This window comes from Streptomyces sp. NPDC079141, assembly GCF_040686775.1.
Taxonomy (GTDB): Bacteria; Actinomycetota; Actinomycetes; order Streptomycetales; family Streptomycetaceae; genus Streptomyces.
In genome coordinates this window covers 239,970-255,519 of record NZ_JBFBLP010000008.1, presented here as the reverse complement: position 1 = coordinate 255,519, position 15,550 = coordinate 239,970, and the positions used below count along the sequence as shown (strand labels likewise).

General features: G+C 69.4%; 17 protein-coding genes, 3 tRNA genes and 2 pseudogenes. 3 read left to right on the top strand and 19 right to left on the bottom strand.

What is annotated here, in order from left to right; all coding sequences use genetic code 11:
* Window positions 1-15: 15 nt before the first annotated feature.
* From rplJ to AB0Q90_RS23315, 8 genes are all read right to left on the bottom strand, one after another.
* Window positions 16-546 carry a 50S ribosomal protein L10 gene (gene rplJ / locus AB0Q90_RS23350; protein WP_363159183.1) on the bottom strand — a complete coding sequence of 177 codons (531 nt, stop codon included), beginning with the start codon at window positions 544-546 and terminating at the stop codon, window positions 16-18.
* Window positions 547-839: 293 nt separating this feature from the next.
* Window positions 840-1,700: a DUF1396 domain-containing protein gene (locus AB0Q90_RS23345; protein ID WP_363159184.1), complete on the bottom strand. Its 861-nt coding sequence runs from the start codon at window positions 1,698-1,700 to the stop codon at window positions 840-842.
* A gap of 90 nt (window positions 1,701-1,790) precedes the next feature.
* Window positions 1,791-2,570, bottom strand: a complete 780-nt coding sequence (locus AB0Q90_RS23340) for a hypothetical protein (protein ID WP_363159434.1) — start codon at window positions 2,568-2,570, stop codon at window positions 1,791-1,793.
* Window positions 2,571-2,749: 179 nt separating this feature from the next.
* Window positions 2,750-3,481, bottom strand: a complete 732-nt coding sequence (gene rplA, locus AB0Q90_RS23335) for a 50S ribosomal protein L1 (protein ID WP_363159185.1) — start codon at window positions 3,479-3,481, stop codon at window positions 2,750-2,752.
* Between the two features lie 77 nt (window positions 3,482-3,558).
* Window positions 3,559-3,993: a 50S ribosomal protein L11 gene (gene rplK / locus AB0Q90_RS23330; RefSeq protein ID WP_363159186.1), complete on the bottom strand. Its 435-nt coding sequence runs from the start codon at window positions 3,991-3,993 to the stop codon at window positions 3,559-3,561.
* Between the two features lie 169 nt (window positions 3,994-4,162).
* Window positions 4,163-5,008, bottom strand: coding sequence for a transcription termination/antitermination protein NusG (nusG, locus tag AB0Q90_RS23325; RefSeq protein ID WP_363159187.1), 846 nt, complete (start codon window positions 5,006-5,008; stop codon window positions 4,163-4,165).
* Between the two features lie 80 nt (window positions 5,009-5,088).
* On the bottom strand, window positions 5,089-5,376 hold the full coding sequence (gene secE / locus AB0Q90_RS23320) for a preprotein translocase subunit SecE (RefSeq protein ID WP_363159188.1): 288 nt from the start codon (window positions 5,374-5,376) through the stop codon (window positions 5,089-5,091).
* A 108-nt stretch (window positions 5,377-5,484) separates the two neighbouring features.
* Window positions 5,485-5,557, bottom strand: a tRNA-Trp gene (locus AB0Q90_RS23315).
* Between the two features lie 249 nt (window positions 5,558-5,806).
* Here AB0Q90_RS23315 and AB0Q90_RS23310 point away from each other — a divergent pair.
* Window positions 5,807-7,033 (top strand): pyridoxal phosphate-dependent aminotransferase, encoded by a 1,227-nt coding sequence (locus tag AB0Q90_RS23310; protein WP_363159189.1) that lies wholly within the window; start codon window positions 5,807-5,809, stop codon window positions 7,031-7,033.
* 125 nt (window positions 7,034-7,158) lie between these two features.
* Complete coding sequence (locus tag AB0Q90_RS23305; protein WP_363159190.1) at window positions 7,159-8,199, top strand: adenosine deaminase; 1,041 nt, start codon at window positions 7,159-7,161, stop codon at window positions 8,197-8,199.
* On the opposite strand, the pseudogene AB0Q90_RS23300 reads toward AB0Q90_RS23305, so the two are convergent.
* Window positions 8,186-8,836 (bottom strand): annotated as a pseudogene (locus AB0Q90_RS23300) (hypothetical protein); the annotation flags it as partial. The gene AB0Q90_RS23305 and the pseudogene AB0Q90_RS23300 sit on opposite strands and share 14 nt — an antisense overlap.
* Before the next feature lie 18 nt (window positions 8,837-8,854).
* Window positions 8,855-9,484 (bottom strand): helix-turn-helix domain-containing protein, encoded by a 630-nt coding sequence (locus AB0Q90_RS23295; protein ID WP_363159191.1) that lies wholly within the window; start codon window positions 9,482-9,484, stop codon window positions 8,855-8,857.
* A gap of 108 nt (window positions 9,485-9,592) precedes the next feature.
* On the opposite strand from AB0Q90_RS23295, the gene AB0Q90_RS23290 reads away from it, so the two are divergent.
* On the top strand, window positions 9,593-10,225 hold the full coding sequence (locus AB0Q90_RS23290) for an NAD(P)H-binding protein (protein WP_363159192.1): 633 nt from the start codon (window positions 9,593-9,595) through the stop codon (window positions 10,223-10,225).
* Between the two features lie 3 nt (window positions 10,226-10,228).
* Here the strand turns inward: AB0Q90_RS23290 and AB0Q90_RS23285 are convergent.
* From AB0Q90_RS23285 to AB0Q90_RS23245, 9 genes and pseudogenes are all read right to left on the bottom strand, one after another.
* Window positions 10,229-11,302: pseudogene (locus tag AB0Q90_RS23285) on the bottom strand (UDP-N-acetylmuramate dehydrogenase); the annotation flags it as partial.
* Between the two features lie 37 nt (window positions 11,303-11,339).
* A complete protein-coding gene (locus tag AB0Q90_RS23280) occupies window positions 11,340-11,720 on the bottom strand; it encodes a DUF3291 domain-containing protein (protein ID WP_363159193.1) in 381 nt (126 codons plus the stop codon).
* 10 nt (window positions 11,721-11,730) lie between these two features.
* Window positions 11,731-13,170 (bottom strand): MFS transporter, encoded by a 1,440-nt coding sequence (locus AB0Q90_RS23275; RefSeq protein ID WP_363159194.1) that lies wholly within the window; start codon window positions 13,168-13,170, stop codon window positions 11,731-11,733.
* A 91-nt stretch (window positions 13,171-13,261) separates the two neighbouring features.
* A complete protein-coding gene (locus AB0Q90_RS23270) occupies window positions 13,262-13,831 on the bottom strand; it encodes a TetR/AcrR family transcriptional regulator (RefSeq protein ID WP_363159195.1) in 570 nt (189 codons plus the stop codon).
* 175 nt (window positions 13,832-14,006) lie between these two features.
* Window positions 14,007-14,435: a MaoC family dehydratase gene (locus AB0Q90_RS23265; protein WP_186281113.1), complete on the bottom strand. Its 429-nt coding sequence runs from the start codon at window positions 14,433-14,435 to the stop codon at window positions 14,007-14,009.
* 8 nt (window positions 14,436-14,443) lie between these two features.
* Window positions 14,444-14,896 carry a MaoC family dehydratase N-terminal domain-containing protein gene (locus AB0Q90_RS23260; RefSeq protein ID WP_363159196.1) on the bottom strand — a complete coding sequence of 151 codons (453 nt, stop codon included), beginning with the start codon at window positions 14,894-14,896 and terminating at the stop codon, window positions 14,444-14,446.
* 128 nt (window positions 14,897-15,024) lie between these two features.
* Window positions 15,025-15,189, bottom strand: coding sequence for a 50S ribosomal protein L33 (gene rpmG, locus AB0Q90_RS23255; RefSeq protein ID WP_003948671.1), 165 nt, complete (start codon window positions 15,187-15,189; stop codon window positions 15,025-15,027).
* 90 nt (window positions 15,190-15,279) lie between these two features.
* A tRNA-Met gene (locus AB0Q90_RS23250) sits at window positions 15,280-15,352 on the bottom strand.
* Between the two features lie 46 nt (window positions 15,353-15,398).
* A tRNA-Thr gene (locus tag AB0Q90_RS23245) sits at window positions 15,399-15,471 on the bottom strand.
* Window positions 15,472-15,550 lie beyond the last annotated feature (79 nt).

Genomic DNA, 15,550 nt, shown 5'->3' with positions numbered 1-15,550 from the left:
ATGATGCGAGCCGAATTACTCGGCACCGCCCTGCTCGGCCTGCTTGGCGCGAAGCGCGTCCACGGTGCGGACGAGCTTCGACGGGAGCGCCTGGAAGAGCGCGGCAGCCTGGGACTGCTTGCCCTTCATGGCGCCCGCCAGCTTGGCGAGCAGAACCTCGCGGGACTCAAGGTCCGCAAGCTTCTTGATCTCATCGGCGGACAGCGCCTTACCGTCAAGGACACCGCCCTTGATGATGAGGTTCGGGTTGTCCTTGGCGAAGTCACGAAGACCCTTCGCCGACACCACCGGGTCACCGGTGACGAAGGCGACGGCAGTCGGACCAGCGAAGAGCTGGTCGTCCAGCGTGATCCCGGCCTCGTTGGCCGCAATCTTGGTCAGCGTGTTCTTCACCACGGCGTACTGGGCGTTCTCACCGAGCGAACGACGCAGCGTCTTGAGCTGCGCCACGGTGAGACCGCGGTACTCGGTCAGCACGGCGGCGTTGGAGCTACGGAACTTGTCCGTCAGCTCGGCAACCGCGGCAGCCTTGTCGGGCCTCGCCATAGAGCCTCGGCCTCCTTCCGGGTGATTCGGACCGCGCGGACCCGAAGGAGGACTGGGGAAAACGAAACGCCCCGGCGCAGGCGCTCGGGGCGTAGCTCGACCAGATGGATTCCGTGAGAACGGAATCGGTCCGGGAGCACTTCCACAGTCACCTGCGCGGGTCGTCCGCAGTTCAGCGGATCCTTCGGCCACCGCACCCTCATGACGAGCGCGCGGCAACGACCAGCGGTCTTTGGCTTCTGGAAGAGAGTACGTGACCGGATCGCCGTCAAGCAAATCCGGTCATGCGGCGCTCAGCTCTCGCCGAGTTCCTGCATCATCTCGGCGAGGTCGACGGTGTCCTTGGCGGGCGGGGCCTTGACCGTCACCGGCTGGTTGATGTCGAGGAAGGTGATGGTCATGTCGAGCGGACCCTTGTCTGCCTCGCCCTGCATCCGGAACTGCTTGGTGTGGTCGTCGCCGTCGATCCACATGTCCATCGTGAGCTCGTCGATGCCCATCTCCTCGTACTGCTCGACGCTCTTCTCCCGCTTCTCCCGGGTGGCCTTGTCCTCGTTCTTGAAGGAGTCGCGGAGTTCGTCGAGGGTGAGGGTGCCCTTGTAGTGGGTCGTCTCCACGCCGTCGACCGTCTCGGTGCCGACCTTCTTCACGTCCTCGGCTCCGGTGAGGAACGTGGACTCGGCCGCCGGGTTCTGCTCGGCCTGGCCGGCGCCGGCCGTGCTCCCGCCGAGGGCCTCGTCGCCCAGCACGGACATGTCGAACTTCATCCAGCTCTTGCCGTCCATCTCCTTGGCCATCTCGGCGTTCCCGCCGAGGTACATGGCCTTGTCGACGAGCCGGATCTCCACGGAGCCGTCGGCCCCCTGGTCGAGCGCCGTCATCTTCATGCCCATGGCGATCTCGGGCTTCAGCCGCATGGAGGCCTCGCCCTTGATCCGCCCCTGCTCCGGAATCTCACCCGTCATGCGGTACCGCAGGGACGTGATGTCGTCCGAGTTCTTCGCCGCCTTGGCCACGGCCGCGGCGGGCGTCATCTTCGGCGACTCCTCGGCCTCCCCCTTGGAGCAGCTCACCGCCCCGGCGGCGAGGGCCACGGCCGCGAGCCCGGCGCCGATCGTCCGGCAGCGCGCGAAACGTCGTACAGAATTCCCCATTGATTCCCCCCAAGGAACACATGGTCGATGCACATTCGAGCGGTGAGCCTAACCGATCGGGCGGAAGCGGTCGCGTGAATTCCGGGCGGCTCAGGAGGCGTTGCCGCTCTGCTTGCGCAGCAGTTCCTTGAAGTCCTGGGTGTCCTGCGCCGGGGGCTCCCGGACCGACACCGGCACCCCGTAGTCGCGGTAGTGGGCGGTCTGGGTCAGCTCCCCGGTCTCCATCTGGCCCCGCTCGACCTTCTTGACCAGCAGATCCCGGTCGTCGACCCATATGTCGACGCTCTGCTCGGTGACACCGGCCTGCTGGAGCTGGCGCCTGAGGGCCGCGTCGGTGACGTCCCCTACGGCGACCGTGCCGGAGTAGTGGGTGGTGCGCCGGCCGTCCACGGTCTCCCGGCCGACCTCCCGCACGTCCTCGGAGTGCAGCAGCAGCTTCACCGACTGGCTGGGCGTGCTGCCGCGCATCTGCTCGGCGAAGGTGGCGCCCCGGCCGTCGCCGAGGTCGGCGAGATCGTCGTAGGCGTATCTGATCCAGTGTCTGCCGCCCGTCCGCGCGGCGAACTTCTCGCCCATGCGCGCGTAGTAGGCGTCGGGCAGATAGCGGGCCTGCATCGTGGTGACGCCGAGGCGGTGCATGGCCTCGGCCGTCGTGCCGCCGGTGTAGGTGATCGTCAGGGCGCCGACGAGGTCGTCCTGCCAGCCGAGGCGGCCGTCGGCCTCGATGGACAGCTCGGCGCCCATGACCGTGGTGGACGCCACGCCGACCGAGTGGGCCGCGTCGGTGGCGCGCTCCGCCGCGCGCAGGGCCGCGAGGGGCCGGCGGGCGGTCGCCCGGTCATTCTCGGTGCAGGCGGTCAGTACGGCCATCAGCGCCATCAGGAGAGCAGCCGTACGACGTCCTGCCGTGCCGTTCACCGGCCCCACCCCCGTCCATGTCCCGTGCCCGCACGCTAACCCAGGGCACTGACATCCGTCCGGGAAAGGGAACGGGCCCCGCACCTGGGAAGGTGCGGGGCCCGTAGCCGACTTCAGTGAGCCTTGGGGGCTCAGACCGCGGCCGGGTCCTCCTCGACGAGGAGGTTGCGGGTGCGGTTCGGGTCGAGCTGAATGCCGGGGCCCATCGTGGTGCTGATGGCGGCCTTCTTGATGTAGCGACCCTTGGCGGCGGACGGCTTCAGACGGAGGATCTCCTCCAGGGCCGCGCCGTAGTTCTCCACCAGCTTGGTGTCGTCGAACGACGTCTTGCCGATGATGAAGTGCAGGTTCGAGTGCTTGTCGACGCGGAACTCGATCTTGCCGCCCTTGATCTCGTTGACCGCCTTGGCGACGTCGGGCGTCACGGTGCCGGTCTTCGGGTTGGGCATGAGACCACGCGGGCCGAGGACGCGGCCGAGGCGGCCGACCTTGCCCATGAGGTCCGGGGTGGCGACGACGGCGTCGAACTCGTTGAGGCGGTTGCCCGCCGCGATCTCGGCGATCAGTTCGTCGGAGCCGACGATGTCGGCGCCCGCGGCCTCCGCGGCCGCAGCACGGTCACCGGTCGCGAAGACCAGGACCCGGGCAGTCTTGCCGGTGCCGTGCGGCAGGTTCACGGTGCCACGGACCATCTGGTCGGCCTTGCGCGGGTCGACACCCAGACGGAAGGCGACCTCGACGGTGCCGTCGAACTTGGTCGTGGAGGTCTCCTTGGCGAGACGGACGGCTTCGAGCGGGGCGTAGAGCTTCTCCCGGTCGATCTTGGCGTCCGCAGCGCGGAGAGACTTGCTGCGCTTGCTCACTACTGCTCCTGGGGTTTCTTAGGAGTCGTGGTCCGGGCCGAGCCGGCCCTGCCACTTCTGCTGCTGGAGGTTGGGGTTCAGCCCTCGACCGTGATGCCCATGGAACGGGCGGTGCCGGCGATGATCTTCGCGGCGGCGTCCAGGTCGTTGGCGTTGAGGTCGGGCATCTTGGTGGTGGCGATCTCGCGGACCTGCGCCTGGGTGATCTTGGCGACCTTGGTCTTGTGCGGCTCGCCGGAGCCCTTCTCCACGCCCGCGGCCTTGAGGATCATCTTGGCGGCCGGCGGAGTCTTGGTCACGAAGGTGAAGGAACGGTCCTCGTAGACCGTGATCTCCACCGGGATGACCCAACCGCGCTGCGACTCGGTCGCGGCGTTGTAGGCCTTGCAGAACTCCATGATGTTGACGCCGTGCTGACCCAGCGCGGGGCCGACCGGCGGAGCCGGGTTGGCGGCACCGGCCTGGATCTGGAGCTTGATGAGCCCCGTGACCTTCTTCTTCTTGGGAGGCATAGCTCTCCGGGTCCTTTCGATTCGGGTCCTGCCTGCATACGGGGACCACCCGAACGCAGGCATACCGCACAACGATAACGGGTATGGATGCGCGGTCAAAAACCGAGCAGGTCAGGCGGACGCTCGCACGTTCGCCTGACCTGCGCGGAAGCGGTGGGTCCAGAGAGAACTAGTTCTTCTGGATCTGGTCGAAGGAGAGCTCGACCGGAGTCTCGCGGCCGAAGATCTCGACGAGACCCTTGACCTTCTTCGAGTCGGCGTTGATCTCGTTGATCGTGGCCTGGAGGGTGGCGAAGGGACCGTCGGTGACGGTGACCGAGTCGCCGACCTCGAAGTCCAGCACCTGGACCTCGACCTTGCGCTGCGGCGCCGGCTTGCCCTCGGCCTCGGCGGCCTCGCGGGCGGCCTTCTCCTCGGCCTCCGGGGCGAGCATCTTGACGATCTCGTCCAGGGTCAGCGGGTACGGGTCGTAGGCGTTGCCCACGAAGCCGGTGACGCCGGGCGTGTTGCGGACGACACCCCAGGACTCGTTCGTCAGGTCCATGCGCACCAGGACGTAGCCGGGGAGCTTGTTCTGGCGGATGGTCTTGCGGTCGCCGTTCTTGATCTGGACGACCTCTTCCTGCGGCACCTCGGCCTGGAAGATGTAGTCCTCGACGTTCAGCGAGACGGCGCGCTGCTCCAGGTTGGTCTTCACGCGGTTCTCGTAGCCGGCGTACGTGTGGATGACGTACCACTCACCGGGGAGGGTCCGAAGCTCCTCGCGCAGGGCGACGACGGGGTCGACCGGCTCGGCCGGCTCCTCCTCGGCCTCGGCCTCGGCTTCTTCAGCCTCTTCCTCGGCTTCTTCGGCCTCGTCCTCGACGTGCAGGGCGGCTTCCTCGGCGGGCTCGCCGGCCTCTTCGTCGGCAGCCTCGACCTCGTCCAGGTCCTCGTCCGCGCCCTCGACGATGTCGAGCTCGTCTTCGACAGTCTCGTCGGGCTCGATGGCGTCGTTCAGGTTCTGGTCAGACACGGTGGCTGCTTCTTCCTGGATACTAGGGGTGGAACATGCGAAAAGGGGCGCCGGTAACCGCGGCGCCCTTCGCTTCTGGCTCAGCCGAAGACGTACTTGGCGGCGTGGTCGAGCCCATAGTCAATCACGGTCACCAGACCGATCATGATGACGACGAAGACGATCACTACGGTCGTGTACGTCGTCAGCTGGCTGCGCGTGGGCCAGACGACCTTGCGCAGCTCGGCAACGATCTGACGGTAGAAGAGGGCAAGGCGCTTCAGCGGGCCCTTCTTGGCACGCTTCCCGCCCTTGCGGGTCTTCTTCTGGGAATCCGGCGCCTCGTCCTGGGCATCAGGCATGTCGATGGAGCCCACGGCGTCCGTCACTCGTCCTCACCTGATTCCGGGTCGTGGCCGTGCCGCGCCCGGTCTGAGCCGCACGGCGATGCATTGCTGTACGTACATGCGCACACATCCTGGCGAAGGTGTGTGTAGCAGGGCCGGAGGGACTTGAACCCCCAACCGCTGGTTTTGGAGACCAGTGCTCTACCAATTGAGCTACGACCCTTTGTGTGTCCCCCAACGTACCGCATCCGGACGGGTGCTCGGTGTGCACCGTACGAGTGCGGCCTGGTGGAGGCCAACGAGGTGAGAGTGTACGTGGTCCGCGGCGCCCCGTCGAACAGAAAGTGCCCGTAGGGGCGTTGATTACGGAAGATCGCCCAGCGTGGCGGGCGAATCCGGACGGTTGTTCAGCCCTTGTTCAGTCTGTGAAACCCGCGTGCCGGGCGGGTTTCCGGTCTGAAACGATGGGCCCATGAGCGCTGCAACCCCTCCCACCGAGCGCCGGGTCTCCGCCCGAGTCGGCGCGATCTCCGAGTCCGCCACCCTCGCCGTGGACGCCAAGGCCAAGGCCCTGAAGGCCGCCGGGCGTCCGGTGATCGGCTTCGGCGCCGGCGAGCCCGACTTCCCGACCCCTGACTACATCGTCCAGGCGGCCATCGAGGCCTGCTCGAACCCGAAGTACCACCGCTACACGCCGGCCGGCGGCCTGCCCGAGCTCAAGGCCGCGATTGCCGCGAAGACGCTGCGCGACTCCGGCTACGAGGTCGACGCGTCGCAGGTCCTGGTGACCAACGGCGGCAAGCAGGCCATCTACGAGGCGTTCGCCGCGATCCTCGACCCGGGCGACGAGGTCATCGTCCCGGCCCCGTACTGGACGACGTACCCGGAGTCGATCCGGCTGGCCGGCGGTGTCCCGGTGGAGGTCGTCGCGGACGAGACGACCGGCTACCGCGTCTCCGTGGAGCAGCTGGAGGCGGCCCGCACGGAGAAGACGAAGGTCGTCCTCTTCGTGTCGCCGTCGAACCCGACCGGCGCCGTCTACAGCGAGGCCGAGACCGAGGCGATCGGCCGCTGGGCGGTCGAGCACGGCCTGTGGGTGATGACGGACGAGATCTACGAGCACCTGGTCTACGGCGGCGCGACCTCTGTGTCGCTGCCCGCCGTCCTGCCGGAGCTGCGCGACAAGTGCATCGTGGTCAACGGCGTCGCCAAGACGTACGCGATGACGGGCTGGCGGGTCGGCTGGATCATCGGCCCGAAGGACGTGGTGAAGGCGGCGACGAACCTTCAGTCGCACGCGACGTCGAACGTGTCCAACGTCGCCCAGGTGGCGGCACTGGCCGCGGTGTCGGGCAACCTCGACGCGGTGGCGACGATGCGCGAGGCCTTCGATCGCCGCCGCAAGACCATCGTCCGGATGCTCAACGAGATCGACGGCGTGCTCTGCCCGGAGCCCGAGGGCGCGTTCTACGCGTACCCGTCGGTGAAGGCGCTGCTCGGCAAGGAGATCCGCGGCAAGCGCCCGCAGGACAGCGTCGAGCTGGCCGCGCTGATCCTGGAGGAGGCCGAGGTCGCGGTGGTCCCCGGCGAGGCCTTCGGCACGCCCGGCTACCTGCGGCTGTCGTACGCGCTGGGTGACGAGGACCTCGTCGAGGGCGTCTCGCGGGTCCAGAAGCTGCTGGCGGAGGCGCGGGACTGAGTTCCCTCTCCCGCCCAGGGGGTCACCTACCGATATCGGTAGGTGACCCCCTTTCTTTGTGCGAGCAAGACCACGAACGGGGAAAGCGCTACCGGGACGGCAGGGGCGTACGGCAGGATCCTGGAATGGAGCGTGTACGTGATGTCTCTGAGCTGCCGAAGGCCCATCTGCACCTGCACTTCACCGGTTCGATGCGGCCCGGCACCGTCCTGGAACTGGCCGACAAGTACGGCGTGCGCCTGCCCGAGGCGCTGACGGAAGCCCTGACGAGCGGGGAGCCGCCGCGGCTGCGGGCGACGGACGAGCGGGGCTGGTTCCGTTTCCAGCGGTTGTACGACGCGGCGCGGTCGTGTCTGCGGGAGCCGGAGGACATCCGGCGGCTGGTGCGGGAGGCCGCGCAGGAGGACCTGAAGGACGGCTCGGGCTGGCTGGAGATCCAGGTGGACCCGACGTCGTACGCGCCCCGCCTGGGCGGCCTCATTCCCGCCCTGGAGATCATCCTGGACGCGGTGGAGACGACCAGCCGGGACACCGGGCTCGGGATGCGTGTCCTGGTGGCGGCGAACCGTATGAAGCACCCGCTGGACGCGCGCACGCTGGCGCGGCTGGCGGTGCGGTACGCGGACCGGGGTGTGGTCGGCTTCGGGCTGTCCAACGACGAGCGCCGGGGTATGGCGAGGGACTTCGACCGAGCCTTTGCCATCGCCCGTGAGGGCGGTCTGCTGTCGGCCCCGCACGGCGGCGAGCTGACCGGCCCGGCCTCGGTACGCGACTGCCTGGACGACCTGCACGCCGGCCGGGTGGGGCACGGCGTCCGCGCGGCGGAGGATCCGCGTCTGCTCAAGCGCCTCGCCGACCGGGGCGTGACCTGTGAGGTGTGCCCCGCGTCGAACGTCGCCCTCGGCGTCTACGAGAAGCCGGAGGACGTTCCGTTGCGGACGTTGTTCGAGGCGGGCGTCCCCATGGCGCTGGGCGCCGACGACCCGCTCCTGTTCGGCTCTCGCCTGGCCGCCCAGTACGAGATCGCCCGCCGGCACCACGCCTTCACGGACGAGGAGCTGGCGGAGCTGGCCCGCCAGTCGGTACGGGCGTCGGCGGCGCCGGAGGAGGAGAAGGCGAAGCTGCTGGCGGGGGTGGACGACTGGCTGACTCGCCCGGCGGCCTGAAGTGGGCGTACGGCGGATAGGGCTTGAAGCAGATCAGGACTTCGAAGGGGTGTCCTCCGCCGGGCGGCTGGACCAGCGGCAGTCCCGCCATCATCGCCAACTGCCCTTCGCGGACTCGTTTCCGGCGTGGCCCGAAGCCTGCCGCACGGGCGAAGTCGGTGGCGGTCTCGGCGAACACGTCCCGGCTGCCGAACAGGAAGAACGTACGGGCGTGGGTGGTATGGCGCAGCTCGTCCCGGTCCCGCCGCGCCTCCCAGGTCTGCGCGTCCCGCGCGGTGCGCGCCTCGTCGGTGCGGGCGGTCAGCGGGGTGCCCCCGCGCAGCTTCCGGCGCAGTTCGGGCCACTGGCTGGGGCGCAGTCCGAGGGTGTGGTGGGCCAGGACGAGGTCGACGCGCTCGCCCCAGCCCTCGTCGGGCGGGACGCCGTCGCGCAGGGGGACGTGGACGATCGTGTGCCGGGAGTAGGCGGCGAAGGAGAACAGGCCCGCCAGCCGGCTGAGGCCGTCGTGGTCACCGAGCAGCAGGCCGATGGGGTCGGGGGCCGTCAGTGACGTGTGGCGCAGGGGGGTGCGGGGCTGGACCACTCGGTGTTCGTGCGGCCCGGTCCGGGGCTTGAACTCGGTCAGCCTCAGCCGCATCTGCGATGCCTCATGGCCTCAGGGTCGGGGGTGCCCGCTGTCCCGCGCAACGGAGATTCCGCCCAGCAGGGTGCGGGCGAGCCGGGCGGCGAAGTCGTCCGCGGGCGGGCGGGCGCCGCTCGCGGTGGCGTCGTAGGCGAAGGCGCGGTGGGCGCAGGCGCCGAGGAGGAGGGAGGCGGCGGCGAAGGTGTCGGCGTCGGGGCGGACCCGGCCGGCGCTCTGCTCGGCGCGCAGGTAGGCGTCCAGGGCCTCGATCGGCAGGTGCGGACCGGCGCCGATCTTGCGCAGCGCGTCGTCGTGCCGCCGCTTGAGCTGTGCCTCGGCGTACAGGGAGGCGGCGATCGGGAAGCTCTGCTCGAAGAAGAGGGCCGCCTCGTGGGCGATCCGGGTCAGGTTGTCCTCCAGGGTCCCCACCCCCGGCTCGGCGGTGAGGCTGCTGAGCAGCGGGGTGAGACGGGGCAGCCGCTCGGCGAGGACCCGGACGAACAGCTCTTCCTTGCTGTCGAAGTACTTGTAGAGCGCGGCTTCGGAGCAGCCCGCCGCCCTGGCGATCTCCTTGGTGGTGGTCCGGGCCAGGCCGACGGTGAGCATCAGCTCATGGGCGGCGTCGAGGATGCGGACGCGGGCGGGCTTCTGCGCGGATTCCACAGGGGCGGACCTTACCGGGCTTGACGGGTGAGTGAGTACTTACCCACTCTAGAGTCAGGCAGTGGGTGAGTGAATACTCACCCACCCCGACCAGACACGGGAGAAGCCATGAACCTCACGGTTTTCGGTGCCACCGGAGGCATCGGCCAGGAGATCGTCCGCCAGGCGCTGGACGCGGGCCACCGGGTCACCGCGGTCGTACGCGACCCCGCGCGGCTGAGCGTGACGGGCACCGGCCTGGAGGTGTTCCGGGCGGACCTGACCGACCCGGAGGCGATCCGCCCCGCCGTGGCCGGCCGAGACGCGGTGTTCTCGGGCCTCGGCGCCCGCGGCCGCAAGGACGCCGGAGTGGCCGCCCGCCTCACCCGCACGGTGGTGCGGGCCATGGAGGCGGAGGGGACCCGCCGGCTGCTCGTGGTGAGCGCGGCCCCGGTCGGCCCCGTCCCGGCGGAGGAGGGCCCCCTGGACCGTGCGATGCGCGGCCTGGTCTCCGCGGTCCTCAGGGACATCTATGACGACCTGGGGCGGATGGAGGCCGAGCTCGCCCGCAGCGCCACGGACTGGACGGCCGTACGACCGCCCCGGCTCCAGGACAAGCCGCTCACCGGCACCTACCGCACGGTCGTCGGCGGCAACCCGGCCAGGTCCCGGTTCATCGGGCGCGCCGACGTGGCCCACGCGATGCTGGCGATGACGGACGACCTGAGCACCGTCAAGCAGGGCGTGGGGGTCGCGTACTGAGCCCTACAGGCTGACGCCGACCGTCACCGGTTCGTTGACCAGCGTGATCCCGAAGGCCTCGCGGACGCCGGTGACGACCTCGCGGGCCAGGGCGAGCAGGTCCTCGGTGGTCGCCGCGCCGCGGTTGGTGAGGGCGAGGGTGTGCTTGGTGGAGATGCGGGCGGGTCCGGTGCCGTAGCCCTTGGTGAAGCCCGCCTTGTCGATCAGCCAGGCGGCGGAGGTCTTGGTGTGTCCCTCGCCCGCCGGGTAGGCGGGCGGCTCCACGCCGTCGCCGAGCCGCTCGCACGCGCGCGCGTGGAACGCGGCGAACTGCTCGTCGGTGAGGATCGGGTTGGTGAAGAACGATCCGGCCGACCAGGTGTCGTGGTCTTCGGGGTCGAGGACCATGCCCTTGCCCGCACGCAGCTTCAGGACGGTCTCGCGGGCGGCGGCCAGCGGCACGCGGTCGCCGGGCTCCACACCGAGGGCGCGGGCTGTCTCGGCGTACTTGATCGGCCCGGACAGCCCGTCCGCGTCCTCCAGTTCGAAGCGGACGCGCAGGACGACGTACCGCTCGGGGTGGGCCTTGAAGCGGCTGTGGCGGTAGGTGAACGCGCACTCGTCGTTCGTCAGCGTCACGGTCCGGCCGGACTGCCGGTCGTAGGCGATGACCTCGGTGATCGTCGAGGAGACCTCCTGGCCGTACGCCCCGACGTTCTGGATCGGGGTCGCGCCGGCCGAGCCGGGGATGCCGGCCAGGCATTCGACGCCGGCGAGTCCGGCCTCGACGGTGCGCGCGACGGCGTCGGTCCACACCTCGCCGGCGGCCAGCTCCAGCCGGGTGCCGGTGAGCTCGACGCCCTTGGTGGCGATGACGAGCGCGGTCCCGGCGAAGCCCTTGTCGCCGATGACCAGGTTGGATCCGCCGCCGATGAGCAGCAGGGGCGTGCCGGCGGCGTCGGCCTCGCGGACGGCGGCGATCACCTCGGCGTCGGTGGTGGCGGTGACCAGCCGGGTGGCGGGGCCGCCCAGCCGGAAGGTGGTCAGCGGGGCGAGGGGGGCGTCGTGGAGTTCCTGCACGCGCTCAAGGGTACGAGAACGGCCCCGCCGTTCCGGGCGGGGCCGTTCTCACGGATCAGGAGAGGCGGCGGACGGCCTCTGTCCAGTCGAGCGGGAGTTCGTCGCTCTTCGCCGTCCAGGTGACGAACTTCGCGTCCCGCATCTGCGGGGCGAGGCCGCGGGAGGTCGGTGCGTGGGTGCCGGAGCGGGCGAACGCTCTGAGTGCCTCCGGCGACTCCCAGGCGGACAGGGTCCAGAAGGTCCGCCGCAGCGGCTGCGCCTTGAGGGTGGCCCCGTAGGCGCCAGGTGCCCGGCTCACCTGCCGCCAGATGCCGGGGGTGCCGAGGAGGAACCTCAGTGCGCCGCCGAGGGTGCGGGTCTCGAAGCGGGAGGCGAAGACATGCACCTCGGTGCCGGACGGCGGGGTGTTCGGGACGGTCCAGGGAAGGGTGGGCATGGCGTCCTCCTCAGCGGCCTGCGGTCTCCAGCACGCGCGCGTGCGGTTCGGGGTGTTCCGTGCCGCTCTCGTTCTTGCGCCGGCCCGGGATGCACAGGGCCGCGACTCCGGCCAGGGCGACCAGCGCGGCGCCGGTCACCAGGGCGGGCCGCAGTCCGTCGACGAAGGTCTGGCCGGTCTCGTAGCCGCCCTGGGCGGAGAAGATCGACGACATGATCGCGATGCCGAGTGCGCCGCCGACCTCGCGCAGGGCGTTGTTGGCGCCGGAGGCGATGCCCTGTTCCTTGGGCCGGACGCTGGACATCACCAGGGCCGAGGCGGGGGCGAAGAACAGGGCCATGCCGATGCCGCTGAGGATGAGACCGGGCAGCTGGCTGGCGTAGGAGGCGTCCGCGGTGATCACGTAGGCCAGCTGGCCGAGGCCGGCCGCCTGGAGGAAGAGGCCCGCGGCGACGACCGGGCGGCCGCCGATGCGGTCGGAGAGGATGCCGGCGATCGGCGCGACGAGCATCGGCATGCCCGTCCACGGCAGCATGCGCAGGCCCGCCTCGGTGGGCGAGTAGCCGAGCACGCCCTGCATGTACTGGCTGAGCAGGAAGATCGAGCCGAACATGCCGAGGAACATCAGCATGCTGGCGGCGTTGATCCCGGAGAAGGCCCGGGAGCGGAACAGCCGCATCGGGAGCATGGGGTTCTTGGCGTGGACACCGTGGTGGACGAACCCGGCCAGCAGCGCGGCCCCGGCGAACAGGCCGGTCAGGACGAGGGGTGCGGTCCAGCCGTCGGCGGGCCCGCGGACGAGGCCGTAGACGATGCCGAAGAGGCCGCCGCTGGCGAGCAGGGTGCCGGGGATGTCGAGCGGGGTGCCGGTGCCGTGGGACTCGGCGAGGCGGAGGCGGGCGAGCGGGAGCAGGGCGAGGCCGAGCGGAACGTTCAGCCAGAAGATCCACTGCCAGGAGATGTGCTCGGTGAGGCTGCCGCCGATGAGCGGCCCGGAGGCCACGGCGAGCCCGTTGACAGCGCCCCAGATCCCGTACGCCATCCCGCGCTTGGCGGCGGGCACGGCGGCCGTCAGGAGGGTCAGCGTCAGCGGCATCATGATCGCCGCGCCGACGCCCTGGACCGCGCGGGCGGCGATCAGGGAGTCGATGCCGGGGGCGAGGGCCGCCGCGGCCGACGCGCCGGTGAAGATCGTGATCCCGACGAGGAAGAGCCGGCGGCGTCCGAAGCGGTCACCGAGCGCCGCGCCGAACATCAGCAGGACGGCGAAGGTGAGTGTGTACGCGCTCACCGTCCATTCCAGGTCGTGCAGCGCCCCGCCGAGGTCCTCGCGGATGGAGGGCAGTGCGGTGGTGACGACGAGGTTGTCGAGGGCCGCCATGAATCCGGCGACGCTGGTGATGACCAGGGCCCAGACGGCCCCTCCGCGTTGTGCGGTCTGCTGTGACATCTCTCCCCCAGAGGGTGTTCACTAGCTTCGGTTAGTTATTGATGACTAACTTTCACGATCATGAAAAGCGCCGGAAACGCCTTTCCTCGGTTCAGTGTTCGAGCCGCCCCTTGGTGCGGGCGGACGGGTAGAGCCCTTCCCACACCCGGTGCTCGGGCGGGAACCCCATGGCGACCAGGCAGTTGACGAGCATGCCGTACGCCAGGAAGGTCGTCGTCTCGTCGATGTCGGCACCCAGCGGCAGGTGAACGGTGTCCCACAGCCGCATCCAGCCGTCGCGCACCGCCGCACCGAACTCGCTGTCGCCCTCCGCCTCGGCGGCCCCCACGGCAACGTACGTCTGCATCTGCATGAGCATCAGCTCGGGACGCTCCGCGATGACCTTGGTGTACGCGTTCGCCATGGAGTGCAGGGCCTCCTCGCCCTCCAGCCCCCTGGAGGCCTCCTCGAAGGTACGGATGGTGTCCTCGACGCACCGCGCCGCCGCCGCCAGGAAGATCGCCTTCTTGCCCGGGAAGAGCCGGAAGAGATACGGCTGCGAGACGCCGACCCGCTTGGCGATCGCCTCGGTCGACGTGCCGTGATAGCCACCGCGGGCGAACTCGCTCATCGCCGCACGGACGACACTCTCGCGCCGCTCCTCTGCGCTCATCCTGACCATGAGAAGTAAGTTAGTACTCAATCACTAACTACGTCAAGGGGCTGGCGCCACTTCAGCCAAACGGCGCCGCCCCTCCCGGAACCCGTCCCCTCCCCCACCCGTTGGGGCCGGTAGGGGTCCTCAACGCCGTAAGGGGCGCCCCACCATGGAGAACGCCCCTTACAACCCCGACACCTCAGGCCAGTCGCACAACCGCCCGCGACATCCCCAGCACCTTCTGCCCGGCGCTGGTCGCGGTGAGGTCGACGCGGACGGTGTTGTCGTCGAGCTTGGCCGCGACCTTGCCGCTGACCTCGATCGTGGCGCCCTGGTCGTCGTTCGGGACGACGACGGGCTTGGTGAAGCGGACGCCGTACTCGACGACCGCGCCCGGGTCCCCGGTCCAGTCGGTGACCACACGGATCGCCTCGGCCATGGTGAACATGCCGTGCGCGATGACGTCCGGCAGGCCGACCTCCTTGGCGAACTTCTCGTTCCAGTGGATCGGGTTGAAGTCGCCCGAGGCGCCCGCGTACTGGACGAGCGTGGCACGGGTCACCGGGAAGGTCTGGGCGGGCAGCTCGGTGCCGACCTCGACGTCGGCGTACGAAATCTTCGCCGTCATGGTGTTGCTCACGCCTCCTCGGCCGCGCGGGCGACCAGCTTCGTCCAGGCGGTCACGACGTGCTCCCCCGCCTCGTCGTGGACCTCGCCGCGGATGTCCAGGATGTCGTTGCCGGCCATGGACTTGATCGCCTCGATGGTCGAGGTGACGGTCAGCCGGTCGCCGGCCCGGACGGGGCGGGTGTAGGCGAACTTCTGGTCGCCGTGCACGACCCGGCTGTAGTCGAGGCCGAGCTGCGGGTCGGCGACGACCTGACCGGCGGCCTTGAAGCTGATCGCGAAGACGAAGGTCGGCGGAGCGATCACATCGGGGTGGCCGAGGTTCTTGGCGGCCTCCGGGTCGGTGTACGCCGGGTTGGCGTCCCCTACTGCCTCGGCGAACTCACGGATCTTCTCCCGGCCGACCTCGTAGGGCTCGGTGGGCGGATAGCTCCGCCCGACGAAGGACTGGTCGAGCGCCATGGCTCGGCACCTCCTGATAACTCGGGTTCGGCGATGGCCGGCCCACGGGGTTACCACCCGGTTCCGGCCGACGGAACGACGCGAGGCCGCCCCCTGTTATGGGGACGGCCTCGTCGTACGAGCCTGATTTATCGCGTCTCGCGGTGCGCGGTGTGCGCGTTGCAACGCGGGCAGTGCTTCTTCATCTCAAGTCGGTCCGGGTTGTTACGCCGGTTCTTCTTGGTGATGTAGTTCCGCTCCTTGCACTCCACGCAGGCCAGCGTGATCTTCGGGCGGACGTCGGTGGCAGCCACAGGAGTGCTCCTTGACGAACGGATAGGACTGATTTAACGCAAAGAAGAGTAGCCGATCGAAGGACCGACCCCACAATCGGCTACTGTCAGTAGCGGTGACCGGACTTGAACCGGTGACACAGCGATTATGAGCCGCTTGCTCTACCGACTGAGCTACACCGCTTTGATGCGATCGATTCCCGCCTTGCGGCGGGAACCTGTCACACCAGAGCCCCAAAACGGAATCGAACCGTTGACCTTCTCCTTACCATGGAGACGCTCTGCCGACTGAGCTATTGGGGCGAGCGATGAAGACATTACACGGTCCGCCGCCGTTCACCCAAATCCGTTTCGCCGCCCCCGCCCGGCCCTGATCCGGCGG